The organism is Klebsiella sp. BIGb0138 (assembly GCF_004342285.1).
GTDB lineage: Bacteria > Pseudomonadota > Gammaproteobacteria > Enterobacterales > Enterobacteriaceae > Klebsiella.
The window spans coordinates 95601-122137 of record NZ_SMCV01000009.1 but is presented as its reverse complement, the minus strand read 5'-3'; the positions used below and the strand labels follow the sequence as shown (position 1 = coordinate 122137).

The 26537-nt window shown below is 60.0% G+C and carries 26 protein-coding genes; 5 read left to right on the top strand and 21 right to left on the bottom strand.

Annotation, left to right across the window (positions count from 1 at the left end; translation table 11 throughout):
- Nucleotides 1–4: 4 nt before the first annotated feature.
- Complete coding sequence (locus tag EDF73_RS19550; RefSeq protein ID WP_132730718.1) at nucleotides 5–775, top strand: (S)-acetoin forming diacetyl reductase; 771 nt, start codon at nucleotides 5–7, stop codon at nucleotides 773–775.
- A 124-nt stretch (nucleotides 776–899) separates the two neighbouring features.
- On the opposite strand, the gene ccmI is transcribed toward EDF73_RS19550, so the two are convergent.
- From ccmI to EDF73_RS19465, 17 genes are all read right to left on the bottom strand, one after another.
- Nucleotides 900–1742: a c-type cytochrome biogenesis protein CcmI gene (gene ccmI, locus EDF73_RS19545; RefSeq protein WP_132730717.1), complete on the bottom strand. Its 843-nt coding sequence runs from the start codon at nucleotides 1740–1742 to the stop codon at nucleotides 900–902.
- Complete coding sequence (locus EDF73_RS19540; protein ID WP_132730716.1) at nucleotides 1739–2197, bottom strand: cytochrome c-type biogenesis protein; 459 nt, start codon at nucleotides 2195–2197, stop codon at nucleotides 1739–1741. The genes ccmI and EDF73_RS19540 overlap by 4 nt, the downstream gene beginning before the upstream one ends.
- Nucleotides 2194–2751, bottom strand: coding sequence for a DsbE family thiol:disulfide interchange protein (locus EDF73_RS19535; protein ID WP_132730715.1), 558 nt, complete (start codon nucleotides 2749–2751; stop codon nucleotides 2194–2196). Before EDF73_RS19535 ends, EDF73_RS19540 begins: the two co-directional genes overlap by 4 nt.
- On the bottom strand, nucleotides 2748–4700 hold the full coding sequence (locus tag EDF73_RS19530) for a heme lyase CcmF/NrfE family subunit (protein WP_132730714.1): 1953 nt from the start codon (nucleotides 4698–4700) through the stop codon (nucleotides 2748–2750). Before EDF73_RS19530 ends, EDF73_RS19535 begins: the two co-directional genes overlap by 4 nt.
- Complete coding sequence (gene ccmE / locus EDF73_RS19525) at nucleotides 4697–5155, bottom strand: cytochrome c maturation protein CcmE (protein WP_132730713.1); 459 nt, start codon at nucleotides 5153–5155, stop codon at nucleotides 4697–4699. The genes EDF73_RS19530 and ccmE overlap by 4 nt, the downstream gene beginning before the upstream one ends.
- Nucleotides 5139–5369: a heme exporter protein CcmD gene (gene ccmD / locus EDF73_RS19520; protein ID WP_132730712.1), complete on the bottom strand. Its 231-nt coding sequence runs from the start codon at nucleotides 5367–5369 to the stop codon at nucleotides 5139–5141. Before ccmD ends, ccmE begins: the two co-directional genes overlap by 17 nt.
- Nucleotides 5366–6103 (bottom strand): heme ABC transporter permease, encoded by a 738-nt coding sequence (locus tag EDF73_RS19515; protein ID WP_132730711.1) that lies wholly within the window; start codon nucleotides 6101–6103, stop codon nucleotides 5366–5368. The genes ccmD and EDF73_RS19515 overlap by 4 nt, the downstream gene beginning before the upstream one ends.
- A 53-nt stretch (nucleotides 6104–6156) precedes the next feature.
- Nucleotides 6157–6816: a heme exporter protein CcmB gene (gene ccmB / locus EDF73_RS19510; protein WP_132730710.1), complete on the bottom strand. Its 660-nt coding sequence runs from the start codon at nucleotides 6814–6816 to the stop codon at nucleotides 6157–6159.
- Nucleotides 6813–7436, bottom strand: a complete 624-nt coding sequence (gene ccmA, locus EDF73_RS19505) for a cytochrome c biogenesis heme-transporting ATPase CcmA (RefSeq protein WP_132730709.1) — start codon at nucleotides 7434–7436, stop codon at nucleotides 6813–6815. Before ccmA ends, ccmB begins: the two co-directional genes overlap by 4 nt.
- Before the next feature lie 83 nt (nucleotides 7437–7519).
- Nucleotides 7520–8863 (bottom strand): cytochrome c, encoded by a 1344-nt coding sequence (locus EDF73_RS19500; protein ID WP_165905751.1) that lies wholly within the window; start codon nucleotides 8861–8863, stop codon nucleotides 7520–7522.
- A 13-nt stretch (nucleotides 8864–8876) separates the two neighbouring features.
- Complete coding sequence (locus tag EDF73_RS19495) at nucleotides 8877–10661, bottom strand: GMC family oxidoreductase (protein ID WP_132730708.1); 1785 nt, start codon at nucleotides 10659–10661, stop codon at nucleotides 8877–8879.
- Between the two features lie 2 nt (nucleotides 10662–10663).
- Complete coding sequence (locus tag EDF73_RS19490) at nucleotides 10664–11410, bottom strand: gluconate 2-dehydrogenase subunit 3 family protein (protein WP_132730707.1); 747 nt, start codon at nucleotides 11408–11410, stop codon at nucleotides 10664–10666.
- Between the two features lie 650 nt (nucleotides 11411–12060).
- Entirely contained in the window at nucleotides 12061–13131 is a 1071-nt protein-coding gene (locus EDF73_RS19485; RefSeq protein ID WP_132730706.1) for an ABC transporter ATP-binding protein, read from the bottom strand.
- Nucleotides 13124–14893, bottom strand: coding sequence for an iron ABC transporter permease (locus EDF73_RS19480; protein ID WP_132730705.1), 1770 nt, complete (start codon nucleotides 14891–14893; stop codon nucleotides 13124–13126). The genes EDF73_RS19485 and EDF73_RS19480 overlap by 8 nt, the downstream gene beginning before the upstream one ends.
- Before the next feature lie 109 nt (nucleotides 14894–15002).
- Nucleotides 15003–16073, bottom strand: coding sequence for an ABC transporter substrate-binding protein (locus EDF73_RS19475; protein ID WP_132730704.1), 1071 nt, complete (start codon nucleotides 16071–16073; stop codon nucleotides 15003–15005).
- 411 nt (nucleotides 16074–16484) lie between these two features.
- Nucleotides 16485–17303, bottom strand: a complete 819-nt coding sequence (locus EDF73_RS19470) for a phytanoyl-CoA dioxygenase family protein (RefSeq protein WP_132730703.1) — start codon at nucleotides 17301–17303, stop codon at nucleotides 16485–16487.
- 203 nt (nucleotides 17304–17506) lie between these two features.
- The gene (locus tag EDF73_RS19465) at nucleotides 17507–18421 is read right to left on the bottom strand and encodes a LysR family transcriptional regulator (protein WP_132730702.1); all 915 of its coding nucleotides are present in this window, start codon (nucleotides 18419–18421) and stop codon (nucleotides 17507–17509) included.
- 498 nt (nucleotides 18422–18919) lie between these two features.
- On the opposite strand from EDF73_RS19465, the gene EDF73_RS19460 reads away from it, so the two are divergent.
- The 4 genes from EDF73_RS19460 to EDF73_RS19445 are packed head-to-tail and all read left to right on the top strand — an operon-like array spanning nucleotide 18920 to nucleotide 22911.
- Nucleotides 18920–20440: an amino acid ABC transporter permease/ATP-binding protein gene (locus EDF73_RS19460; protein ID WP_132730701.1), complete on the top strand. Its 1521-nt coding sequence runs from the start codon at nucleotides 18920–18922 to the stop codon at nucleotides 20438–20440.
- 25 nt (nucleotides 20441–20465) lie between these two features.
- Nucleotides 20466–21338, top strand: a complete 873-nt coding sequence (locus EDF73_RS19455; RefSeq protein WP_132730700.1) for a phytanoyl-CoA dioxygenase family protein — start codon at nucleotides 20466–20468, stop codon at nucleotides 21336–21338.
- Between the two features lie 21 nt (nucleotides 21339–21359).
- Nucleotides 21360–22175, top strand: a complete 816-nt coding sequence (locus tag EDF73_RS19450) for an ABC transporter substrate-binding protein (protein ID WP_132730699.1) — start codon at nucleotides 21360–21362, stop codon at nucleotides 22173–22175.
- A gap of 4 nt (nucleotides 22176–22179) precedes the next feature.
- Complete coding sequence (locus EDF73_RS19445; RefSeq protein WP_132730698.1) at nucleotides 22180–22911, top strand: class II aldolase and adducin N-terminal domain-containing protein; 732 nt, start codon at nucleotides 22180–22182, stop codon at nucleotides 22909–22911.
- Nucleotides 22912–22954: 43 nt separating this feature from the next.
- Here the strand turns inward: EDF73_RS19445 and EDF73_RS19440 are convergent, their stop codons facing one another.
- From EDF73_RS19440 to EDF73_RS19425, 4 genes are read right to left on the bottom strand one after another with little or no spacing between them, the layout of a single operon-like run.
- A complete protein-coding gene (locus tag EDF73_RS19440; RefSeq protein WP_132730697.1) occupies nucleotides 22955–23446 on the bottom strand; it encodes a TlpA disulfide reductase family protein in 492 nt (163 codons plus the stop codon).
- On the bottom strand, nucleotides 23433–24128 hold the full coding sequence (locus EDF73_RS19435; RefSeq protein ID WP_132730696.1) for an ABC transporter ATP-binding protein: 696 nt from the start codon (nucleotides 24126–24128) through the stop codon (nucleotides 23433–23435). Before EDF73_RS19435 ends, EDF73_RS19440 begins: the two co-directional genes overlap by 14 nt.
- 4 nt (nucleotides 24129–24132) lie before the next feature.
- Nucleotides 24133–25263: an FtsX-like permease family protein gene (locus EDF73_RS19430; RefSeq protein WP_132730695.1), complete on the bottom strand. Its 1131-nt coding sequence runs from the start codon at nucleotides 25261–25263 to the stop codon at nucleotides 24133–24135.
- Nucleotides 25253–26536: an ABC transporter permease gene (locus tag EDF73_RS19425; protein WP_132730694.1), complete on the bottom strand. Its 1284-nt coding sequence runs from the start codon at nucleotides 26534–26536 to the stop codon at nucleotides 25253–25255. The genes EDF73_RS19430 and EDF73_RS19425 overlap by 11 nt, the downstream gene beginning before the upstream one ends.
- Nucleotide 26537 lies beyond the last annotated feature (1 nt).

Below are 26537 nucleotides of genomic sequence, written 5' to 3'. Positions count from 1 at the left end.
GAACATGCAAAAAGTCGCACTCGTCACCGGCGCCGCTCAGGGCATCGGTAAAGCTATCGCGCTGCGTCTGGTTAAAGACGGATTTGCCGTGGCCATCGCCGATTACAACGACGCCGCTGCCGAAGCGGTAGCCGCGGAAATCAACCAGCACGGCGGCCGGGCGCTGGCGGTTAAGGTAGACGTCTCCCGCCGCGAACAGGTTTTCGCCGCCGTCGAGCAGGCGCGCAAAACGCTGGGCGGCTTCGACGTCATCGTCAACAACGCCGGCATCGCCCCTTCCACGCCGATTGAAACGATCGCCGAAGAGATCGTCGATAAGGTTTATAACATCAACGTCAAAGGCGTGATCTGGGGCATTCAGGCGGCGGTCGCGGCCTTTAAAAAAGAGGGACACGGCGGGAAAATCATCAACGCCTGTTCGCAGGCCGGGCACGTCGGTAACCCGGATCTGGCGGTTTACAGCTCAAGTAAATTCGCCGTGCGCGGCCTGACGCAAACCGCCGCCCGCGACCTGGCGCCGCTGGGTATCACCGTTAACGGCTACTGTCCGGGGATCGTCAAGACCCCAATGTGGGCGGAGATCGATCGTCAGGTATCGGAAGCGGCGGGCAAACCGCTGGGCCACGGTACGGCCGAGTTCGCGAAACGCATCACGCTGGGGCGTCTGTCGGAGCCTGAAGACGTGGCGGCCTGCGTGTCGTATCTGGCGAGCCCGGACTCCGACTATATGACCGGTCAGTCGCTGCTGATCGACGGCGGGATGGTCTTTAACTAATTCCATGATGCTCTGACAGGGTTTGCCCCAGCGGAAACGCCGGGGCTTTTTTGTGTGCTTGTCACGGTCGTTCAGACAATAAAAGGCGCCCCGCAGCCCGGCGGGCGATGGTTAGCCCGGCAGATTACCGTGCGCTCGCCTGCGCCTGCGCCAGCTGGCGTTCAATGGCCTGACGTCGCGCATCGTTCGCCGGCAATACTGCCAGCAGTTGTTGCAATGCCGCAACCGCCTGCGGGTAATCTTCGCTACGCAGCGCACTCAGCGCCAGCATCTCCAGCACCGGCAGATTCTGCGGCTGGCGCCGATACAGCTCGCGCAGCAGCAGCTCGCCCATCCGCAGCTGCCCGCTACCCCCCGCCCGCACCAGCGCGCTGGCATAATCGAAGGTCACCGCCGGATCGTCCGCCGCCAGCCGATGGGCGCGGGCAAACGCGCCGATCGCCGTCTCGCCGTCGTTCAGCAGCAGGCCGAGACGCCCCAGCAGCTGCCAGCCAGCGAGATCGTCAGGATGCTCCTGCAACTGGCTGCGCAACCCTAACCGCAGTTGGGCGATTTGATCCATTCGCAGCGGCGCTGCCGTGGGATCGTTCACCTGCCGCAGCAAGGCGGGATAGTCACGCCCGGCCTGCTGCCACAGCAGCACCTGACCAAAATCGCTGGTTTTCAGAAAGATGCCGCTACTCAGCGCCACCAACACCAGCGCACCGGGCAGCAGCGCCCAGCGGCTCAGCGGACGGGCGGGCGGCGGTCCGGCAACGGGAATATCCGCCAGCAGCGTCCGCTGTAGCTCGACCACCATCGCTTCGCGGGCGGCGGGGTTGTCCTGCTCCAGCTCCTGTAGCCGCGACTGGTACAGCGCCCGGTTGAGGGTATCGCGGTCAACCGCCCCTTTGCCCTGCCACGGAAAGTACAGTACCGCCAGCGCCCCGGCCAGCAACAGCAGGGCCGGGAGTAAAAACAGGCTCATTGCTCATCTCCCTGGTTGAGTAACCTCGCCAACCGCTGGCGCTCCTCTGCGCTCAGCGCCGCGTCTCCCGGATCGCGGCGCCGGGCGCGCGTCACCAGCACCGCGGCCCCCGCCGCCACAAACAGCCCCGGCACCAGCCACAGCAGCAGGGTCGCGGCGGTCAGCGGCGGTTGATAGCTGACGAAATTGCCATAGCGCGCCACCATATAGGCGATGATTTGCTCTTTGCTTTGCCCCTGCTGCATCAGCTCATAGACTTTGAGCCGCATGTCGGCGGCAATCATCGCATTCGAGTCGGCGATGCTGTTGTTCTGGCACTTCGGGCAGCGCAGCTGCGAGGTTATCTCGCGAAACGCCTGCTCCTGGGCCTCGTTTTTAAACTGCCAGGTATCGATAGCGGCCAACGTCGGGGCGGCCATCAGCAGCGCCAGCAGCGCCACAGTCCAGCGCCTCATGATGCCGGCCCCCGGCGGTATTTTTGCCACAGCGGCTGGAGCTGCTCGCGCCACACCCGTTCGTTCAGATCGCCCGCGTGTCGCCAGCGGATAATCCCTTTACCGTCGATGAGGAAGGTTTCCGGCGCGCCGTAAACCCCAAGATCCAGCCCCAGCATGCCGTTGCCGTCAAACAGGCTCAGCGCATAGGGGTTGCCGAGATTATTAAGCCAGCTGACTGCTTTCTGGCGATCGTCTTTATAGTTCATCCCGACGATCCGCACGCCCTGTTTCGCCAGGCCGTTGAGGAACTGATGCTCGGCGCGGCAGGTCGGACACCAGGTGGCCCAGACGTTGAGCAGCAGCGGTTGGCCGCCGATCAGCGCCGCGCGGTCGTAGATTTTACCCGGCACGTTGAGCGCTTCGAGGCGAAATGTCGGCACCGGCTTGCCAATCAGCGCCGATTCCAGCGTCGTCGGATCGTCGCCGTCGGCATTGCGCATCAGTTGCCAGAACAAAGCAATGACCAGCGCCAGAAACAGCGCCAGCGGGATAAAAAGCAGCCTGCGGTTCATTGCGCCTCCTGCAGTTTTTTACGCATCCGGTAGCGCGGATCCAGCATGCAGCATAGGCCGCCCAGCGCCATCAGCACCCCGCCGTACCAGATCCAGCGTACAAAAGGTTTGTAATACAGACGTACCGCCCAACTGCCGTCGTTCAGCTCTTCGCCCAGAGCGGCATACAGGTCACGGGTCAGACCGCCGCTGATTGCCGCTTCGGTCATCATCATCCGGCTGGCGCTGTAGAAGCGTTTTTCCGCATACAGCGTCGCTTCCGGGCGACCGTCACGCGTTACCACAATCACCCCTTCGCCGCCGCTCCAGTTCGGGCCGACGATATTGCGCACGCCCTCGAAAACGAAGTGATAGCGGTGAATATCGATACTGTCGCCGGTTTTCATCCGCACATCGCGCTCAACGCTATAGTTCTGGCTGAAGGCGATACCGATCACCGTCACCGCCACCCCGACGTGGCCAAGCACCATCCCCCACTGACTGCGCGACAGCGTCCGCAGCCCGCGCCAGAAGCCGTGACGGTGGCTGGCGCGCTCATGCACCTCGATCAGGGCGAAGATCAGTACCCAGATGGCCATCATCAGCCCGACGACCGCCATGGCGGCAATCCGATCCTGTAGCAGCCACGGCAGCAGCAGAGAAAGTGACAACGTCACCAAAAGGGCGATCAGCAGACGCTTCACCTGCTTTCCCGCCTCATCCCGCCGCCAGCGAACCAACGGCCCCAGCCCGAGCAGCAGCGCCAGGGGCGCCATCAGGACGCTGAACAGGGTATTGAAGAACGGTTCGCCAATAGAGATACTGCCAAGCCCCAGCTCTTTGTGCACCAGCGGCAGCAGCGTGCCAAGCAGCACCACCAGCATCGCGGCCACCAGCAGAATATTGTTGGCGAGCAGGAACGATTCGCGCGACCACAGCGCGTGCTCGACCCGCGCCCGTACCTGGCCGCCTTTGAGGGCGTACAGCAGCAGCGAGCCGCCGATGGCGATCGTCAGCAGCGCGAGGATAAACAGCCCGCGCGACGGGTCGGAGGCAAACGCATGCACCGACACCAGCACGCCGGAGCGCACCAGAAAGGTTCCCAGCAGGCACAGCGAAAAGGCGGCAATCGCCAGCAGGACGGTCCAGGCGCGAAAACTGCCGCGTTTCTCGGTCACCGCCAGCGAATGCAGCAGCGCGGTTCCCACCAGCCACGGCATAAACGAGGCGTTTTCCACCGGGTCCCAGAACCACCAGCCGCCCCAGCCCAGCTCGTAGTAGGCCCACGCCGACCCGAGCACGATGCCGAGGGTAAGGAACACCCACGCCGCCTGGGTCCACGGGCGCGACCAGCGGGCCCACGCGGTATCCAGCCGCCCAGCGAGCAGCGAGGCAATGGCGAAAGCAAACGCCACCGAGAAGCCCACGTAGCCCATATAGAGGATCGGCGGATGGAAAATCATGCCGATATCCTGCAGTAGCGGATTGAGATCGCGACCATCAACCGGATAAAGCGGCAGCGTGCGGCGAAACGGATTCGAGGTAAACAGAATAAACAGCAGGAAGCCGAAGGCGATAGCGCCCATCACCGCCAGCACCCGCGCTACGGCATCCAGCGGCATCCGCCGACTGAACAACGCCACCGCGAAGGTCCAGACGCTCAGCAGCAGTACCCACAGCAGCAGCGAGCCCTCGTGCGCGCCCCAGGTCGCGGCGACCCGATACCACACCGGCAGCGCGCTGTTAGAGTTTTCCGCGACATAGCGCACGGTAAAATCATTGACCACAAAGGCATGGACCAACACCAGAAACGCGCCGGCGATGCAGACAAACAGCGCGCAGGCCAGCGGACGGGCCAGCGCCATCAGCCGACGATCCTGGCGCGCGGCGCCCCACTGCGGGTAAACGCTCAGCAGCAGGGCCAGGCCCGCCGCGAGGCACAAAAGGTAATTGCCCAGTTCCGGCATCATGGCCTTTCTCCCTGTTTCTCCGGCTGCATGGCCGCTTTCACCTCCGGCGGAGTATAGTTCTCGTCATGTTTCGCCAGCACCTGCTGCGCGGTGATATGCCGCTCGCCGTCAAGCACGCCCTGGGCCACCACGCCCTGACCTTCGCGGAACAGGTCCGGCAGAATACCTTTGTAGCTGACATCAACCACCCCGCGGGCGTCATACAGCTGGAAACTGACGTCGAGCGTCTGCGGATCGCGCTGCACGCTGCCGGGCTGAACGTAGCCGCCGACGCGCAAACGCTGGCCAATATCCGGTTTCCGCTGCGTCTCCGTTTTGCCATAGCGGATCTCGCCCGGGGTGTAGAACAGATCGATATTGGCGCTGAGGGCATACAGCGTCAGGCCAATCGTCAGCCCCAGGCCGATCAGAACCGCCAGAGCGATAGCGAGCCGGTTTTTACGACGCGTTTGCATCCGCGGCCTCCTTTTCGCGGCGACGGGCGGCGGCAATACGCCGCTCCCGGGCCTGCTGGCGGGCGATCTCATGAAACAGCGCCCGCCGTTGCCACAGGGTATGCAGCGTCAGCAGCCCCAAAACGGCCAGCGTCGCCCCCGCCGCCAGCCAGACGTAAAGCGCATAGCCGCCCATCGCCAGAAAGGCGGAGAAGGAAGAAAAAGCGGGCGTCATTTCAGCACTCCTTTATTGACCAGCGCCTGAACCCACGGGCGGCGGCGCTCCTGCCACAGAATTAAATTGCGCAGGCGCATCAGCGTCAGCGTCGCCACGAGGCTGAGAAACGCCAGAATACAGATCCGCAGCGGCAGGCGCATGCTCGGGTCGATGGTCTGTTGCATGTTGGTGGAGCCCTGGTGCAGGGTGTTCCACCAGATCACCGAATAGTGAATGATCGGCAGGTTCACCACCCCCACCAGCACCAGAATCCCCACCGCCCTGCCCGCCAGCCGACGATCGTCGAAGGCGTGCCACAGAGCGATGATGCCGGCATAAAGAAACAGCAATACCAGCTCTGACGTCAGGCGGGCGTCCCAGATCCACCACGTTCCCCACATCGGTTTGCCCCACGCTGAGCCGCTGACCAGGGCGATGACGGTACAGGCGGTACCCACCGGCGCCAGCGCAGCCACCGTCAGATCGGCCATTTTGATCTGCCAGACCATCCCGACGAAGGCGGTCACGGCCATCGCCAGATAGACGCCCATCGACCACATCGCCGCCGGAACATGCAGATACATAATCCGGTAGCTTTGCCCCTGCTGATAGTCCGCCGGAGCATAGACGAAGCCCCAGACCAACCCTACCGCCAGCAGCAGCACGCTTAACGCCGCCAGCCACGGGATAAAGCGGCCGCACAGGCCGTACAGCCGCTCGGGTATCGCCAGTTGATGTAATGTTTTCCACATAACGTTTGCTCACACTACTGTTTTTATGGCTGCGGCAGGGTGGCCGCAGCGGGTTATTGCACCGTCAGCCGCAGCGCGGCGGCGGTGGCGAACGGGCACAGCGTGGCGCTGGCGGTGAAAAACGCCGCCAGAATCGCCAGGTAGCCATCCACCGGCAGTCCCGTCGAGGCGGCCTGGGTGGCGGCGGTGGCAAAAATAAGCAGCGGCACCGACAGCGGCAGCACCAGCAGGCTGAGCAGCACGCCGCCGCGCCGCAGCCCCACCGTCAGGGCGACCCCTACCGCGCCTAAGAAGCTCAGGGTCGGCGTCCCCAGCAGCAGAGTCAGCGCCAGTACGCCCGCGTCATGGCCCGACATCCCCAGCAGCAGCGCCGCCAGCGGAGAAACCACCAGTAGCGGCAGACCGGTCATCAGCCAATGGGCAACGATCTTGACCAGCACCACCGCCACCAGCGGCGTCGGCATCAGCAGGAGCTGCTCCAGGGAGCCATCCTGCCAGTCGTCGCGAAACAGCCGGTCCATCACCAGCAGCGCCGCCAGCAGCGCCGCCACCCAGACGATGCCGGGCGCAATCTGCGCCAGCAGCTGCGGGTCGGCGCCGACGCCAAAGGGAAACAGGGCGATCACCATCAGGAAAAACCACAGCGGATTGAGGATCTCGACCCCGCTGCGCCAGGCCAGGCGTAGCTCACGGGTCAACAGCGTCCAGATCATGTTTCTGTCTCCGTCTCGGTCCCGAGCCGCAGCGTGCGGCGCGGGCAGGCCAGCGCCCGTAGCGGTTGATGGCTGGTGAGGACCACGCTGCCGCCTGCCAGTACGTGCTGCTCCAGGCGGCGGCTTAAGGTTTCGCTGGCCGCGGCGTCGAGGGCGGTGAACGGTTCATCAAGGATCCACAGCGGCGCGGCGGTCAGCCACAGACGCGTCAGCGCGACCCGCCGCTGCTGCCCGGCGGAAAGCTGACTTAACGGCAGATCTTCGTACCCCGCCAGCCCCGTTGCCGCCAGCGCCGCTTCACGCGCCTGCGGACGGGTATCGGGAAAGAAGAAACGCAGATTTTCATCCGCCGTCAGCGCCGTTTTGACCGCGGTTTTATGGCCGAGCCACAGCAGCTGGCGATGGAACTCCTCGCGCACCCGGGCCAGGGGATGCCCCTGCCAGCTGACCACCCCGCGCTCCGGGCGCGCCAGGCCGCAGAGGATCCGCAGCAGCGAGGTTTTACCCGCGCCGTTATCACCGGCTACCAGCAGGAGCTCACCGCGCTTTACCGTCACGGTAAGCGCCTGAAACAGCACCCGGTCATCAAAGATGCAGCTCAGTCCTTCAGCATGCAGCATGCGCACGTACTCCCTGATTCAACGCCCGTTTCACGTCGCGACTCCGCACGGGACGCGCCGCGCGAACGGCACATCCCTGATGGTTACTGTCCGCTGGTCGGCAGTTTCGAGACATCGACGTTGCCCGTTGCCTTTTCATCGCGCACGATCGACTTATCCTTACGCACTTTCGCCACATCGTCTGCCGTCACCGGCGGCGCGTTGTTGCCCCAGCTGCTGCGGATAAAGTTGACCACCTCGGCCACCTGACGATCGTCCAGACGCCAGCCGAATGACGGCATGGTCAGATTGGAGACCGCATTCTTCACCGCCGGAGTGGTGCTGCCGGTCAGGATGATATGGATAAGCGATGTCGCATCTTCGGTCTGCACCACCGGGTTGCCCTTCAGCGCCGGGAAAGCGCGTTTGTAGCCCACGCCGTCGGTACGGTGGCAGGCCGCGCAGTTATCGACGTACAGCGCGGCGCCGGTTTTGCTGTCATCGCCTCTCCACAGGTCCTTCGCCACGCTGTCTTCCACCGGCGCTGGCGTCTGTTTACCCCCGCGCGGCGGGAGCGACTTCAGATAGCGGGCAATAGCGGTGATATCGTCATCGGAGAGATATTGCAGGCTGTGCTCCACCACATCGCTCATGCCGCCGAAGACCACGGACCTATCGTTGCGCCCGGTTTTCAGGAACTCCGCCAGCTCGCCTTCGCTCCAGCTGCCCAGGCCGTCGCGGTTTTCACCGCGCAGGCTGGAGGCCACCCAGCCGTCGATCGGCGCGTTGCTGCCCGCCAGGTAATCGTCGCCTTCGTTTTCGCTCAGCGCTTTTTCCTGCATCGTCAGGCTCCGTGGGGTATGACACGCCCCGCAGTGTCCGAGTCCTTCCACCAGGTAGCGGCCGCGCTCCAGTACCGGGTCAACCTGCGGGTTGACGACAAAATCAGCCGGTGCCGGAGCGAAGATGCCGCGCCAGAACGCCAGCGGCCAGCGCATCGACAGCGGCCACGGAATGTCGGTATCGCGATTCGCCTCTGCCACAGGTTCCACGCCGTGCATAAAGTAGGCGTACAGCGCGCGCATATCCGCTTCATCGATCCGGGCGAAAGAGGGATACGGCATCGCCGGATAGAGCGTCGACCCGTCTTTACGCACCCCTTTGCGTACCGCATCGTCGAACTCTTCAAAGGTATAGCCACCGATGCCGTGAGTGCGGTCCGGCGTAATATTGGTGGAGTAAATGGTGCCGATCGGCGTTTCCATCGCCAGGCCGCCGGCGAAAGGTTTCCCCTCTTTACCGTTGGTATGACAGGCGACGCAGTCCCCGGCGCGCGCCAGATACTCGCCCTGCTTGATCAAATCGCTGTCCGCCGGCGTCGGCGCGGCAAAAGCAGCACAACTTGATGCACCGAGCACCAGTGCCGATAACCATTTCATTTTCATCATTATTTGCCTTCCTTTATGCCTGCACCAATGGACCCGGATTTTTCAGGTACCGTTCACGGATCGCCTTCGCTGACCAGTAGGCCAGTGCGGCAACCGTCCCCGTCGGGTTATATCCCAGCCCCTGCGGGAAGGCGGAAGCGCCGATGACGAAAACGTTGTGCACGTCCCAGCTTTGCAGATAGCGGTTAACGGCGCTGGTCTTCGGATCTTCGCCCATGACCGCGCCGCCGTTCATATGGGTGGTCTGGTAGCTGGTGGTGTCAAAGTGGCTATTGGCATTTTTCGGGCTGCCGAGCAGATATTTCGGCTTCATCGCTTTGGCGATTGGCGCCATTTTGTCGAACATGAACTGCGCCATCTTGATGTCGTTTTCCTGCCAGTCAAAGGTCATGCGCAGCAGCGGCTGACCGAAGACGTTTTTATAGTTCGGATCGAGATCGAGATAGTTCTGGCGGTAGGACTGGTGGGCGCCGTGGGCATCCATCGACAGATGATGGGTGTAAGTATCGGCCACCGCCGATTTCCACTTGCTCCCCCATGCCGGCGTTCCTGGCGGCACCGGTAGCCCGGAAACCGGTTTGGTGCCGGCCTGGTTGACCCAGAATGGCGAACCACCGACAAAGCCCGCCTCGGCGTGGTCAAAGTTATCAGCGTTAAAATCATCCACCCCGACGCCGTTACCGCCGGCGCCGATAAACGGGTTGGTGAAGGTATCCTTGTCAAAGATAGCTTTGATGGTGGTCATATTCTGGTAGGCGAAGTTGCGTCCGACCACCCCTTCGCCGGTTTGCGGATCGTAAGGTTTGCCAATGCCGGAAAGCAGCATCAGGTGCACGTTGTGGAACTGGAAGGCGCCGATAATCACCAGATCTGCCGGCTGCTCCATTTCACGCCCCTGGCCGTCGACATAGGTCACGCCGGTGGCGCGCTGTTTGTCGTCGCTGAGGTTGACCTTCAGCACGTTGGCGTTGGTGCGCAGCTCGAAGCGTTTTTCCTGGCGCAGCGCGGGCAGGATGTTAACGTTCGGCGAGGCTTTAGAATACATGTAGCAGGCGTAGCCGCTGCAGTAGCCACAGAAGTTGCACGGCCCCATCTGCGCGCCGTAGGGGTTGGTATAGGAGTCGGAGGTGTTCGCCGACGGCAGGTTATACGGATGGTAACCCACTTCCCGCGCCGCTTTCTCAAACAGCTGCGCCGACCAGGTGTTTTTCTGCGCCGGCAGCGGGAAGTCGTCCGAACGGTCCGGCGCGAAGAAGTTGCCGCCGCGGTCTTTACCGACCACCTGCCCCTTCACCGACCAGGCGGTGCCGGAGGTGCCAAAGACCTTCTCGGCCTTATCGAAGAACGGCTCCAGCTCATCGTAGGTGACGCCGAAATCCTGAATAATCATATCCTGCGGGATGAAGCTTTTGCCGTAGCGCTCTTCATAGTGGCTGCGCATGCGCAGTTCAATCGGATCCACGCGGAAATGGACCCCGGACCAGTGAAGACCGGCGCCGCCAACGCCGGTACCCGGCAGGAAGGCCGCCAGCTGGCGATATGGCACCGCCTGCTGGCGGGTGTTGTGACGGATTGTGACGGTGCTTTTCGACAGATCCTGGAACAGCTTACGGCGGATATTGTAGGTCAGTTCGTCAACCACCTGCGGATAAGCACCGTCAGGCCAGGTATCGCGCATCGGACCACGCTCCAGCGCCACAACGTTTAACCCCGCTTCGGTCAGCTCTTTTGCCATGATCGCGCCAACCCAGCCAAAGCCGACAATCGCGACATCGGTTTTTTTCAGTACTGTGGCCATCGTTATGCCCTCTCCCCATTAATTGATACCGGCGGGAAGGGATAACGTTCACCCCGTTCAACCCAATCCATAAAGTCGGCGCGGGCGCCGGGAAAATTAATCAGCGTCCAGCCGACCATGCCTTTGTTGCCGCCATGAATCGGATCGCTGAAGAAGCCTTCGCGGGTGTTCTGCAGCAGATAGGAGAAAAACAGTGAAGAGGGCAGCTGCTTGAAGGCGGCGCTCCCGGCTTCGAACTGACTCAGGGCCGCGTCCTGCTGTCCGGAGGTCAGCTGTGCGAAGGCCTTGCCATACTGGTCGTGACACCATTCGTCGGCGTCGGCAATGCCGAGGTTGTAAATCTGTTTTGGCACCAGCGGCAGCTGATAGCCCATCTCTTTCGGCACGTCGGGATTGAACGGCCCCTGCATATACCAGATAGAGCCGGTGGCATACGGAGTATTCATCTGACGGTCGATGAACTCCGGAACGCCGGCTTCGCGTGCGCCGGGTCCAAGCTCATCCGCCGGAATAAGGCGCGCCACCGCGGCGTTAATAAACGCCCATTCGCGCTCGTTGAAGAACTGCGGCTGCCAGTCGCTGGCGGCTGCGGATGCTGATCCCGCCGCGGATGCCGGTTCAGCGGCGTGGGCTACGCCCGCGGCGCCTGCTACGCCAACGCCGGTGCTTCCGATGACCACCGTAGGGATTAAGGCCATTGATTTTACTAAAAAATCACGCCTTGAGTTATTGGTTTTCTCGCTCGACATGTTCACATTCCTGTCAATTAGGTTACTGTTTTTGTAGGTTACAAACCCAGCAAACGCTGATTTGGAACCGGTTCCAAAAAGGTGCCGCTTTAGCGGACCCGTGGCACGGCGCCATTAAGTCGTACAAAAAAATAAATCGCCACCGGCGATGGTTTTTATAGGGTTATCGTTTGGATATTAGTCGATTCTCATCACTCGTCAGGAAAAAGAAAAAAATATCTCCGTGCAGGTGATAATGAGAACGTTTATTAAATAACCCGAAGGCAGAAATTCATGCGGAATCAGGTTCGGGATGGGTCTGACTGTTACCCAAAAAAGAGTGATATGTATCACAAATGTTATTTTTTGTTTATGGTACATGGCTGTCTGGCGGGGTGCAAACGCTAGATTCGGCAAAAAGTAAACTTTTTGAGCGGTTAAATTAGTTACTTCCTGATATTAACTATCTTCCGCTCAGCAATTATTCAACTATTTATCATCGGTCCCCGATTGCGCAGTGAATAATAAATTCCGGCGGACAGAAAACGAAAATGAATATTATCACCGGAATGAAACTGTTTCCCGGGGTGATATTTTTAGCCAGCCGGAACCGGCATTGCCGCCAGCGAACGCCGGGCGGTTCTCCCCCGCCCGGCGTGACGCGCAAGGGCTCAGGATTGCGGGAAAATCCACAGATCCTCGACCGGAAGCGTGAGATGGCACTGCTCAGCATCGCGCAGCGATGTGCCGTAGGCGCGAATCGCAAAATCGTCTCCGCGGGTGCGGAACAAATATTCCCAGCGGTCGCCAAGGTACATGCTGGTCAACAGCGGGAGTTCCAGCATATTATCCTGCGGCGATGCGCCAAGGCGCAGACGCTCCACGCGGATCACCGCCGTCGCCTGCTGGCCGACCTTGACCCGGTTGTCCGCCAGGCCCCATAGCGCCCAGCTGGCCCCCTCGATCCTTGCCCGCCCGTCGGCCACGGCGGTGATTTTGCCGTGCAGACGGTTGTTGCTGCCCATAAACTCGGCGGCAAACAGCGTGGCCGGATTACCGTACATCTCCTGCGGCGTCCCCTGCTGTTCAATCACCCCATTGTTCAACAGCAGGATCCGGTCAGAAATGGCCATCGCCTCATTCTGATCGTGGGTCACCATCAGCGCTGACAGCCCGAGCTTGATAATCAGCTCGCGCAGAAATACCCGCGCCTCTTCGCGTAATTTGGCATCGAGGTTCGACAGCGGCTCATCGAGCAATATCACCGGCGGGTTGTAGACCAGCGCCCGACCAATCGCCACCCGCTGCTGCTGCCCGCCCGATAGCTGATGCGGGTGGCGGTTGCCCAGATGGCCAAGGCCCAGCTGATCGAGCACCGCCTGAACCCGCTGCTTAATGTCGCCAGAGGCGACCTTGCGCAGCTTGAGCGGATAGGCGACGTTTTCGAATACCGTTTTATGCGGCCACAGGGCGTAGGACTGAAACACCAGCCCCAGATTGCGCTCCTCCGCCGGGATCTCGCTGCGCGGGTTGCCATCGTAAACGACCTGCTTGCCGATAGTAATCCGCCCGCCGGTCGGTTTCTCCAGACCGGCGACGGCGCGCAGCAACGTGGTTTTTCCGCTGCCCGACGGCCCCAGCAGCGATACCACTTCCCCGCGTTTCAGATCCATTGACACCCCTTTCAGCACCGGGTTGTCGCCGTAGGTCAAATGCAGATTTTCTACTGATAATTCAATCATGTAATTTCACTCCAAAGCGCAGGGCGATCCCCAGGCCGATAACCACCAGCAGGATATTGATAAACGACAGCGCGGCCACGATGTCGATGGCCCCGGCGGCCCACAGCGAAACCAGCATCGAACCAATGGTCTCGGTTCCCGGCGACAGGAGATACACCCCGGTGGAGTATTCGCGCTCAAAAATCAGGAACATCAGCAGCCAGGAGCCGATTAAACCGTAGCGCGACAGCGGCACCGTCACATGGCGGGTGATCTGCCCGCGCGAAGCGCCGGTGCTGCGCGCGGCCTCCTCCAGCTCCGGCGCCACCTGCAGCAGAGTTGAAGAGATCAGCCGCAGGCCGTAGGCCATCCACACCACGGTATACGCCAGCCAGACGCTGAAAATGGTATTGCGCAGCGCCCGCAGCTGTACGATCAGATGCTCGCGCAGCCAGTCGGCAACCGGCAGGCCGGAGAGCCAGCCGTTTTTCAGCGCCTGATCCAGCCACATAGGCAGGAACAGGAACACCCATAGAAACGCCAGCCCGGCCAGCAGCCCCGGCACCGCGCGCGGCACCAGCACGCTGTAGTCAAGAAAACGGGTCACGTTATCCGGCTTACGGTGCATCGCGATCCCGACGAACAGGTAACAGACGACCGCCAGCGCGCCGCCAAACACCCCGATCGCCATCGAGTTGACGATGGCGCGGAGCAGGTTCGGCTGCTGCCAGATATTGTGGAAGGTGGCCAGCGACAGCTGGTCCCAGATGGAAACCCCAACGCCCCAGTTGGAAATGAACGCCCGCAGCGCCACGCCGAGCAGCGGGACGCCGATGGTCACGGTCAGCCAAAAGACCACCACCGCGCCGGCAACCCAGCGCCACTTTCCGAGCGGCAGCGCGCGCGCCTGCGAGGCTTTCCCTTTCATCGTGACGAAACGGTTGGCGGTGCGCATCAGCCGACGCTGCAGCATGACCAGCGGAATGGTAATACAGATAAGCACCACCGCGACCGCCGCCATCAGGTGATACGAAGGCGTGCCGAGCTTATTGGTGAGCTTGTACAGATAGGTAGCCAGGACCATATTGCCTTCCGGATCCCCCAGCACCAGCATCAGGCCGAACACCTCCAGCCCGAGGAAGAACAGCAGGACGCAGGCATAGAGAATCGACGGGCGCACCATCGGCAGGCTGACCGAGGTCATGACCTGCAGCGGGGTGGCTCCCACCGTTCGCGCCGCCTCTTCCACATCGGAACCGACGCTACGCAGTGCGGAAGAGATATACAGATAGGCATGCGGTACGTGGGTCAGCCCGGCGATAACCACGATGCTGAACATCGAATAGATGTTCCACGGCACAAACCCCAGGAGCTGCTCGGCCCATTGCGAGAAGAAGCCGACCGGCCCTGCCGCCACCACATAGCCAAAGGCCAGGACCATCGGCGAAACAAAAATCGGCACCAGGATCAGCGGTTCAATCAGGCGTCGGCCGGGTAAATCAGTGCGCACCATCAAGAAGGCGAGGATCCCGCCGAGCGGTATGGCGATCGCCACCAGCCCAAATGCGAGAATAAAACCGGACTTCAGCGCGAGATAAAAATCGGGGTCGGTGAAAATAAACGCGAAGGCGCCCAGGCTTAACTCTTTGGAGCGGGCAAAAAAAGGTGCCGAAAGAAAGCTCTGCACCACGATAAATAATAACGGGACATAAATGACCAGGGCCGTTATCAATACCACGATGCCGCGCGGTAGCCCCTGCCATTTTCTGCGTAATACATTCATAGGCCATCCCTTTGGTCAGGTGCTTTGAACAAACCAGACGGGTGTTGAAAACCTGGCTCACCAGGCGCAAAAAGGGTGGCGCATCCGGCGATGCGCCACCTGAAAGGGATTATTTGGCCGCCGCCGTGCGCCATTGTTTGATAAATTCCAGACGTTTTTTCGGTTCCAGATATTCCAGCAGCGTTTCATCGACCGGAATCGGCTTCAACGCGTTACCCAACATTTTGGTCATCCCGTCGATATCGTTACGAATAGACGGGATATCGGCCTGAGAGGCGAGAATGCTTTGTCCTTTTTCCGACAGGACATAATCGAACCACAGCTTCGCCGCATTCGGATGTGCGGATTCCTGGGTAATAAACGCAACGCGCGAAAGCACCAGAACATAATCTTTTGGATAGGAAATGCCTAACGACGGGTCGGTTTTCGCCCGCGCTTCCGCATAGGAGCCGAGGATGTTATAGCCCACCAGGTTTTCACCCGAGGAGACCCTTTCCATCATCGTCCCGGTGGACGATTGTACGGTCAGGCCGCCTTTCGCCATCCCGGCCAGATCGGTAAAATAGTTGGCGTCGGCTTTGCTGTCCTGCACCGCCAGCATAAAGCCCAGCCCGGACTTTTCGATGTCGTAGGTGGTGACCTTGCCTTTAAATTTGTCCGTCTGGGCGGCGACCAGTTTCGCCAGCGCGGTGTGCGAATCCGGGACGTCGCCTTGCGGAATCAGGCGCTTGTTATAGATAAACACCACCGGCTCATAGGTCGTACCGTAGGCTTTTTGCTGCCAGACCGCCCATTTCGGCAGTTTACTCAGCTCGGGGGAAGCGTAGTCTTCGGCATAATCGGTCGCCAGTTTTAACGCCGTATCCATCGAGGAACTCCAGACCACATCGCCGCTGCCGCCGCCTGCGGCCTGTTCGCTGATATAGCGGTTATACAGTTCGGTACTGTTCATATCGTTATATTCAACTTTAATGCCGGGATACTGCGCCTCAAACCCTTTAATTAACGGACCTGCCGCTTTGGTATCCGTCGTCGAATAGATGACGACTTTGCCCTCTTTCACCCCGCCATCCACCACTTTTTGATAATCTGCCGGGTAACCCGGCGGAAGTTCCGCCAGCGCGGAACAGGAGAAGACGGTCGTCAGCGAAACCACTAAAACAGCAATTTTCCTGGACATAAACCAACCTTTAATTATCATTTATTAAACACAAATTTAACATATAGCGGGACGTCAGGGCGTTGCAACGACGGAGGGTATTTTTTTCCGGCTTTTGTGACGCTGGCGTAATTTAAATAAATAATCTCTGACAATGCGCCAACGATCGACGAATGCGGCGAGGAATAATCGTAGCAAGCAGCCGACGTCAAATATTAAGCCCACCTTAAGCGGGCATTTTCGCCGTCAATGAAACGAGCGATTGCGCGATGGTGAATGGTCACCGGCCAGAATCGCTATCGATAATTAGCGGTAGTCATGGGGTTGCGGGAAATAATTTGCGCCCGGAGGGTTCCGCAGGGAGGGAAAATAGCGCCTTGTGGATATCGATTAGGGCCTGAACCCGGTTCAGACCCGCGAATGTTCGTGCGCCTATTCCCGCGGCCACACCTGCGGAAACAGCGGGGAAACCAGCGGTTCGCCATCCTTCAGCGTCAGTTCCGGGAACGGCGGCGAGGTAACGCCCCCCCGATCGACAAAGGTGGCATCATCGCCGACCCAGCGGGCGGAGAAGACCCGCCGCGCGCGCTGGGTTGCATTCCCCCTCGCGCCGTGCAGCGTCCGGTAATGGAAGGCCACCGCATCTCCCGGTTCCAGCGCCCAGCTGACAATATCGTACTCATCCTGATGGGCGTCGATATCCGGCAGCTCTTTGAAACGACTGTGGGTATATAGCTTTGAACCGTTAAAACGGGTGGGGCTGTACTCTTCCCCCCAGCGATGGGAACCGCGAATACAACGTAATGAAATCTCTTCCGCCACCGGGTCCAGCGGGATCCAGAAGCTGACGTTCTGCTGCCCTTCGACACAATAATAGGGCTGGTCGTGATGCCAGGGCGTCACCGTGCTGCCGCCTGGCTGCTTCACCAGCGTATGTTCGTGGAAAAATTTCGCCGTCTTTGACTGCATCAACGCCGCGGCAATTTCTGCTGCCGGCGACTGGCGGACAAAGCGCTCAAAATCAGCGATCCGCGACCAGTTACAGTAATCCTGGAAAAACGGCGCGGAGCCGTCTTTCGGCACCACCGTTCGGGCGTGGCCGTACTCGCTGGGGTTGGCCATCAGTTCCGCGACGCCGCTGGCGAGACTCTCAATCCACGGCGTGAAGACCCCTTTCAGCAGCACCACGCCGTCCGTCTGATAGCTGTCGATCGTCTGCTGATCTCTGTGCGAATAACGCTGATTTTGCATAGCTGACCATCCTGTATTGATCAATGATGCGGCTGATGGTTTCGCCGGGCTCGCCAGGCGCGTCGTCACCGCAATGGACAGTCCTCAGGTTATTTAATCTCCGCACAACGGTAAATTATTATAAAACGAGTCGCTGAATAGAAATTTATGAGCCTTAATGACGTGACCAAATAAATAGTCTGCCGTACCGACAGCCTGTTTATTTAAAGATGCGCCGGCGTTAATTCAATGCTGCGACAATAATCCATAAACAGCTGAGTTGGCCGGGTGGGTTCATTATTGGCGAGGTGCGCCATAATTAACGTCGACGCCGGCATCTCATCTTCAATATCCAGCTGCACCAGCCTTTCTCCGTCATAGGTCATATCGCAGAGCGGTCGGGTCACTAATACCGAGAACCCCAGCCCCTGCCCAACCATGCAGCGCACCATTTCTATCGACGGGGAGCTGTATGCTACTTCCGGGTGATAGCCCTTTTCTTTAAATATGGTGATGAAGTAATTCTTGCTGGGCACCGCATCGAGCAAAATCATCGGCTCATGGCTTAATTCCTGTAAGGTGACGCTATTTTTCCGGGCTAACGGGTGGCTCGCCGGCAGTAAAGCATAGGGCTTATGCGGGGCATTGAGCGTCTCTTTATTGACCGAATGGCCTAATTCGAGATCGTACACCAGGGCCAGATCAAAGCGTCCGCGATGCAGTCCGTGCATCAGTTCATGCTGTTCGCCATCGTACAGTTGCAGCGTGATGTCGGGATACATCTTTTTAAATCCCGCCACCAGTTTCGGCATATATAGCGGCGCGACGGATTCAAAGCAGCCTACGGAAATCGTTCCGGAAACCAGCTCTTTATCGGCGCGGGAATTCTGCTCGAACTCATAAGAGAGGCGCAGCAGCTCTTTCGCCTTCTCATAAAAGCGCCGTCCGCAGGAGGTCAGCGACACCCCCTGGGCATGATGGCGAATAAACAGCTGCTGCTCGAAGGTGCTCTCCAGATTTTTGATCGCAATCGAGATCGACGGCTGGGCAATATGCAACTGCCGGGACGCTTCGGCGATGCTTTCGGTCTCTACAACGGTAACGAAGTATTTCAGTTGTTTGAGCGTGAATCGCGTCATAGCCTCACCCTTTATGAAATATTGTCCGCAATGCAAACGGCTTAGTTTTCTGATATGCAGCTGCAAGCATCATGCCATTCCAGCTTCGGCGCGTTATTCCGTAGCTGAGCGAATGTTTTATTTGTCTTTGCTGGCGGCTGAAAATAATTGCCTGCGCCCTTCCCGAGGTTAATTGCACCAATCTGAATCAGATTGCACCATATTAATCACCCGCTCGCCCCAATATTGCACAAAGCGCTATTTCCGCGCGCATTACGTTGACCAGCTGCAGCAATTGTTTTTTTAATGTTTCGTTCTTGTTTCGCGCTCATTGCTTTAAATTTATTGAAATTAATCTACCTATATAGTTTTTTTAGACTTAAAGACCAAAAATTTACTAATTGCCTCGCGACGAAAACTGCCAGCATAGTGTTATTGCAAGATAAACCCTGGCGATGCCCCATTTTTGATCATCGGTATCGCGTTCATTTCCGTTAATTATGGCGAGTGAAATAGCCCATGACGTTTAACTGGAACTACATGTTAAGTCTGCTCAGCGATGCAGATTTTTGGCAGGCCACCTGGACCGTCATTAAATTAAGTTTGCTGACCTGGGGTTGCAGTATTGTGCTGGGATTTGTTCTCGCCCTGGCTAAGCAGTCGCCGCGCAAACTGTTTAATGTGCCGGCGCGGCTCTATATCTGGCTGTTCCGCAGCCTGCCGCTGCTGGTACTGCTGATTTTCGTCTATAACCTGCCCCAGGCGGTGCCCTCTTTCGCAGCGGTCCTTAACGACCCCTTCTGGGCCGGCCTGCTGGCGATGGTACTGAGCGAAGCCGCCTACGTGGCCGAAATCCACCGCGGCGGGCTGCTCTCAATCCCTAAAGGGCAAGGCGAAGCCGCCAGAGCGCTGGGGCTGCGCTATGCCGGCACGCAATGGCGAGTGATCATCCCCCAGGCCCTGCGCGTCGCCCTGCCGGCCCTCGCCAACGAATATATTGCCGTCGTCAAGCTCAGCTCGCTGGTGTCGGTTATCTCCCTGACCGAGATTTTGATGGTCGGTCAGCGCCTTTACTCGCAGAATTTCCTGGTAATGGAGACCATGGCCGCCGTCGCCTTCTACTACGTGCTGATCGTCACCGTCTTCGACTTCCTGCTCAAACGTCTGGAAAGCTATCTCGACGTCACCCGGCGCAAAGTCACCCGCCAGGTCGATAGCGAGATGCAGCGGCTGGCAACGGAAAAACGCCCGCTCGTGGTCCACAGCGCGCCTGATAACGCCCAGCCGGCGCTGCAGGCCTCAAAGCTGCATAAAGCCTATAACAACGTTGAAGTGCTCGGCGCCGTCAGTCTGCAAATCCAGCCCGGGGAAGTGGTGTCCGTGATCGGCCCTTCCGGTTCTGGAAAAACCACGCTGATCCGCCTGCTTAACGGGCTGGAGCAGATCGACAATGGCGAAATTCGCATCAACGGCCAGCCGTTTATTCATCTTGACCGCCAGGGGGTACAGAAACCGCGCTTTATGGAAAACGCGCAGTACCGCCTCAACATCGGCATGGTGTTCCAGAGTTTTAACCTGTTCCCGCATCTGACGGTACTCGGCAACCTGCTGCTGGCCCCGCGCTATCACCGTCTGGCGGCGGAAGCGGAGCTGAAACAACACGCCTGCGAACTGCTGCATAAGGTCGGCATGCTGGAACACGCGTGGAAATATCCGCACCAGCTCTCCGGCGGCCAGCAGCAGCGCGTGGCGATTGCCCGCGCCCTGATGATGCGCCCGCAGATCATGCTGTTCGATGAACCCACCTCGGCGCTTGACCCGGAAAAGGTCAACGAAGTGCTCCAGGTGATCGAATCGCTGGCCCATGAAGGCATCACGATGGTCATCGTGACCCACGAAATGAATTTTGCCTTCAAAGTTTCTGACCGGATTGTCTTTATGGAAAAAGGGCGCGTGGTCTGCGACGACACGCCCCAGGCGATGCGTGACGGTAACCATCCGCGCGTGGACGCGTTCCTGAAAGATGTCTCCCTGGCTTAACCTTCTATTTGTGAAAGGAAAAATTATGATCGCGCCGTGGCAAATCGAACAGTTTCAGCAACAAGGTTTTCTGGTGGTCGAGGAGGTACTTACCTCTGCAGAGGTGAACGCCCTGCAGCAGGATTTTGATGCCTGGGTAGAGGAGAGTCGCCGCCATACCGAGGTCTGGGGCGAGACCCTGGACGGCCGTCCGCGCTTTGACCTCGAAGGCGACCACCGCGCCGACCACCCTTCTCTGCGCCGGGTAAGCTCGCCGACGGAGATCTCCGCCGCCTACCATCATGCCGCGCTGACATCGCGCATGGCGACGATTGCCGCCCAGCTTATCGGCGGCAGCGGGACCCGTTTTCATCACAGTAAAATCAACTCCAAGCTGCCGCACACGGCCACCCAGGTGAAATGGCATCAGGACTTTCTGTTCACGCCGCACAGCAATGACGACATCATCACCGCCCTGCTGATGGTCAGCGAGGTCACGCCGGAAAACGGCCCGCTCACCGTGGTGCCGGGAAGTCATAAAGGGCCGCTGTGGTCCCACTGGCAGGAGGAGCGCTTTAGCGGGTCGGTCGCCGATGAGGTGGTCGCAACGCACTGTCAGCAGCCCACCGCCTGCTTTGGCCCCTCAGGCTCGGTGTGCTTTATGCATACCCGCCTGCTCCACGCCTCCAGCCCGAATGAAACCGACCTGCCGCGTACCTTATTTATCAGCGTCTATGCCGCGGAAGACGCCCTGCCGTTCGGCGAAAACCCGTTGCCCAGCGTCCACGCCGGGCAGCTTGTCGCCGGCGTCGAGAGCGGCCTGGTCCGCAGCGCCGCTCATCAGTTACGTTTGCCGCAGAAACCGCGCGGCGCCTCATTCTTCGTTCAACAGGCCGGCCGCGATCCAGCCAGCATGTAATTGCACCCTTTGGAGGTTTTTATGACACGATTTAATGCTCTGCTTCTGTGCGCCGCTGGCGCACTGACCTCATTCAGCGCCCTCGCGTTCCAGCAGCCGGGGAAAATCACCGCCGGCTCGGATATGACCTTTTATCCGTATGAATATATGGAGAACAATAAACCGGCCGGGTTTGACGTTGAGTTTCTCGCCGGGCTGGCCAAAACCCTCGGCCGCGAGTCGGTCAATATCGATACCCGGTTTCCCAACCTGATCCCCGGCCTGCAGGGCGGCCGGTTTGATATCACCAATTCTTCGATGTACATCACCGCCGAGCGCCTGAAGGTGATCGATATGGTGCCGTACCTGAAGAGCGGCGAGTCGATTCTGGCGCTCAAAGGCGCGAGCTATCAGCCGAAGACCCCGGAAGAGTTTTGCGGGCACAAAATCGGCTCAATGGGCGCCACCTCCTGGCTGGCGCAGTTGCAAAAGCTTTCCGCGGAATACTGCGTGAAAAAAGGTCTGCCGCCGATTGCGCTAAGCGAATACAGCACCGACCCGCAAACCACCCAGGCGCTGCTGTCGCGGGCGGTGGAGGCACAAATCACCGATGCCGCGGTGGCGCGCGGAGTGATTGAGAAACTGGGCGACCGGGTGGTTATCTCGTCTGATACCTTGATCTACCCGGTCCTCAACGGCTTTGGCGTCAAAAAGGGCAACAGCGAAGTGAAGAGCGCGCTGGAGGAGGGCCTGAAGAAATTCAGCGCCACGCCGGAGTATGCCGCGCTGCTGAAAAAATATCACTTCCAGCCGCCGACGGAAGAAGACCTTCACACCCTGATGCCAAAAGTGGACTAACGCGATGGCCTACTCTTATGAAGAACAGACGCGGATCGATCTCGCGGCGACGTTTCGCATCATTGCGCATCTCGGCATGCATGAGGCGGTGGCGAACCACTTCAGCGCCGCCCTGTCGACGGACGGCAAAAAATTTCTCCTGAACCCGAAGTGGAAACACTTTTCGCGGATCCGCGCCAGCGACCTGCTGCTGCTGGATGCCGATGATGAAACGACCGCGCAGCGCGAAGATGTGGACGCCACGGCATGGGCGATTCATGGACAGATTCACCAGCGGCTGCCGGAGGCGCGCGTGGTGCTGCATCTGCACCCGGTTTATACCACCAGCGTCGCCTGTCTGGAGAACCCGCAGATCCTGCCCGTCGACCAGAATACCGCGCGCTATTTCAACCGCGTCGCCGTGGATACGCTGTATGGCGGCATGGCGGATACCACCGCCGAAGGGGCGCGGTTGGCCGGGCTGCTGGCCGATAAACGTCGTCTGCTGATGGGCAACCACGGCGTGCTGGTGACGGGGGCCTCCATCGGCGAGGCGTTTGACGATATCTGGACCCTCGAACGGGCCTGCCAAATCCTGGTGACCGCGTGGTCAACCGGCCGGCCTTTGCAGATATTGTCAGATGAGGTAGCGGAAAAAACCGCTCAGGACTGGGAGAAAATCGCCGACTTTTCCCGCCAGCATTTTGCCGAAATGAAGCAGCTGATCGTCGATGACGACCCTTCGGTACTGGACTGAAACTGACGGCGGCGACTCCCGGGCCCACCTCCGGGAGAGCCGCTCATTGCTGCGCCAGCCGGGTGAATACCGCCTGCAGCTCCGCGGGTTTTCGCCATCCCTGATGCAGATCCAGCACCCGTCCACGCGCATCGATCAGTACCGAGGTCGGCGTGCCAATCACCTGATAACGCTCCTGGGTCATGTTAAGCTGATCGCGCAGGACCGGATAGCTGATGCCGTGTTTGGCCAGCAGCGGCGCGATATCCACCTGTTCCGGATCGGTATTGACGCCGACCACCACCAGTTTATCCGGCCAGCGCTGGCTTAACGCCTGCAGGGTGTCCATCTCCGCCAGACAGCCGCCGCAGCCTGCGGACCAGAAATTCAGATAGATCGCCTTCCCCTGCCAGCGTTCAAGACCGGCAGGTTGGCCCTGCAAATCGAAGGCCGCCAGCGCGGGCGCCGTTTCCCCGCGCGCCAGCTTCTCTTCTTTACAACCGCCGGGCAGGAGCAGTACCAGCAGCAATAGCATCATAACGTCAGGCATGCGCATGGGTGTTCAGCTCCTCGCCAAGGTATTTGCCATGCTGGAGGCGCACGATCCGATCGGCGAATTTCCCCAGCGCCGGGTTGTGGGTCACCATCACAATGGTACGCCCCTGGCGATGTAAGTCGGTAAGCAGATCCAGCACCCGCTGCTCGTTCTCTTCATCCAGGTTGCCGGTGGGTTCATCGGCAAAAATAACCGGCGGCTCATTGACCAGCGCCCGGGCAATGCAGACCCGCTGCTGCTCCCCGCCGGATAGCTGGCTGGGGAGATGGGTCATGCGATGCTCAAGCCCCACCTGCGCCAGAACCGCTTTGGCGGCGGCTTCATCAACCACGCTGTGGTAGTGCTGCGCCAGCATGATATTTTCCAGCGCCGTCAGAAAGGGGATCAGGTGGAACTGCTGAAAGACCAGGCCAATCTTCTGCGCCCGGAAACGGCGGCGCCCTTCCTCATCCAGCGCCGCGGCGTCGGTCCCGTCGAGGATAACCTGCCCTTCGCTGACGGTATCCAGACAGGTCAGGATATTCATCAGCGTCGTTTTCCCGGAGCCGGAGGCCCCCATAATGGCGACAAACTCCCCGCGGGCAATGCGCAGATTGATGTCCTCCAGCGCGGTCACCTCGCCGAATCGTTTATATAAATGACGGGTTTCAATCGCCATCTGACGCAAAGGCGTGACGGTCATGGCGTTATTCTCCTTTCAACACTTTCGCCGGTTCGACGCTGACCGCGCGGCGCACCGGAACAATGGCCGCCAGCAGGGCAACCAGTAAAGACAGCGCCAGGGTAATCGGCAGCACCGGCAGGCGCAGCGCAATGGTGGCGTTGAAAACGGTCAGGCCGAGAAGCTGGGCCAGCAGATAGCCGAGGATCCAGCCGCAGACCACCGCCGCCAGGGTGATGATGCTGGTTTCCAGCAGCATCTGGCGGATAATGTCGCCGTTGCCGGCGCCCAGCGCTTTTTGCAAGGCAAATTCGCGGGCGCGTTCGCCGACAATCGCCATCAGGGTGGTGTTCACGCACAGCGACGACAGGGCGAGGATCACCAGCGATACCAGCCCCATCAGCCCTTTGATTTTCTCCAGCACCTGGCCTTCGGTTGCCGAGACCTTACGCACCGGACGGATCTCGAGGTCGGGATAGCGCTGCTGCAGCTGGCCGGCATAGCGCTCCACCTGGCCGAGATCGTTGCTGACGCTCAGCAGGCCGTGGCTGATGATGCCAGGCTTTTGCAGCCAATCCTGTGCGACATCGAGGCTGACAATCAGCATATTATCGGTGGCGTCGCCGGCCTCGACGATCCCCTTCACCAGCAGCTTTTTACGCCGTTGATGATCGACCAGGGTTACGCTATCGCCGACCTTCAGCGCCAGCCGCTGGGCCAGCTTCACGCCGATCATGGCGTTGCGATCGTCAAAGCTGACGCCGATCCAGTCGCCGCTGACCTGCCAGTACGGCACCAGCTTTTGCAACGACTCAAACCACACGCCGACCATCACCACTTTTTCCAGTTCGGTGCGCGCCGTGCCGTACAGCCAGGGGCTGGCGCCATGAATCAGCCCCTGCGGCGCGGCGTCGAGAATGGTCTGCAGCTCCGGCTGCGGCATCCGGGTGCCGTGGGCCGGCCCGATATAAAAATTGGCGCCGAAGGTCCGCAGCTCCTCGCTCATTTTGCTGTTGATGTCGAACCACACCGCGGAGAGCGCGGTCACGATGGTGGCGCCGACCGCCAGCGCGGCAAAGACCACGCTCACCCGCTGTAAGCGCAGGCGCAGCGCCCGCCAGACCAGTAACCACAGCATGTCGCGCTTAGCGGCCATACAGCACCTCCACAGGGTAAAGCCGGGCAATGCGTCGCGCCGGGAACCAGGTGCCCACAAGCGCAATCAGCACCGCAATTACCAGTACGCAGGGCACCACGATCCAGGCAAAATTAAGCGGCGTGGCAAACAGCATCAGACCGATGATCTTCGCCAGCCCCCAGCCGGCAACGCAGCCCAACGCCCCGCCGAGCAGGCCGCCCAACGCCGCCTCCAGATAAAACAGCAGCAGAATTTGCCACTGCCGCGCGCCCAGCGCCTTCATCAGGCCGATCTCCCGGGCGCGTTCCATAATGGTGCTGGTCATCAACGAGGCGATGCCCATTGCCGCCGCGGCCAGCGCGGCGAGGGTGACCACCGCCATCAGCAGCTGGATTTTATCGATCACCACCCCTTCCGATGCCGCAACCTGCCAGACCGGGCGCACCTCGGCGCCGGAGATCGCCTCCTCCAGCTGGTGGGCAATGGATGACACGTACGCCGTGCAGTACCACAGGTCATACTCTTCGGCATTCAGCGCCTCGAGGTTTTCGCGCGCTCGCCGCGACAGCTCGTTTTCCGGGACGGTCAACGCCGACACGCGAATCGCCTGAATTTTTCCCGCTAAACCCAGCAGCTGCTGCACCACGCCAAGCGGCATCACCAGCTGGGTATCCTCATCGCCGCCGCTGGATAAAATGCCGCTGACCGTGACGTTCACCGCCGTGTCGCCCACCTGTAAGCGGAGGCGATCGCCGGGCTGCCAGCCGTAATGACGCGCCAGGGCATGTCCGACGAGCGTCTGAGCCTCTGCCCCCGGCGGCTCCTGCGGCCAGCGGCCGGTGACCTGCCAGAACGGGCTGACCGTGCGCTGCCCGGTCGCATAGCCCTCCTCATCAGGTATCGTGACCGGCTGCTCAAAGAAGGTGCCCAGCACCCGAATATCATGCCCATCCACCTTCACTTCTCCGCTAAGCATCGGGGCAAAACCGACAATATTGTTGCGCCAGAAGATATCTTTGATGTTGGGCAGTTCGCCCTCATCGAGGAAGTCGTCGCTGGCCAGAGGGTTGCTCTGCTCGCTGAATAAAGCGGGAAGCGCGGCCTGCCCCGCCGGCTCAATCAGGATATTGGCGCCGTAGGATTTCAGCTCGCGGGACATTTTGTCGCCGATGTCGATAGACACCGCCAGCAGCGCCGAGATCAGACTGGTGGCCAGAAACACGGTTAACACCGCCAGCGATTTGCGGCGCAGATTGCGTCCCCACGACTGGTAGATCATTCGCCACAGCATC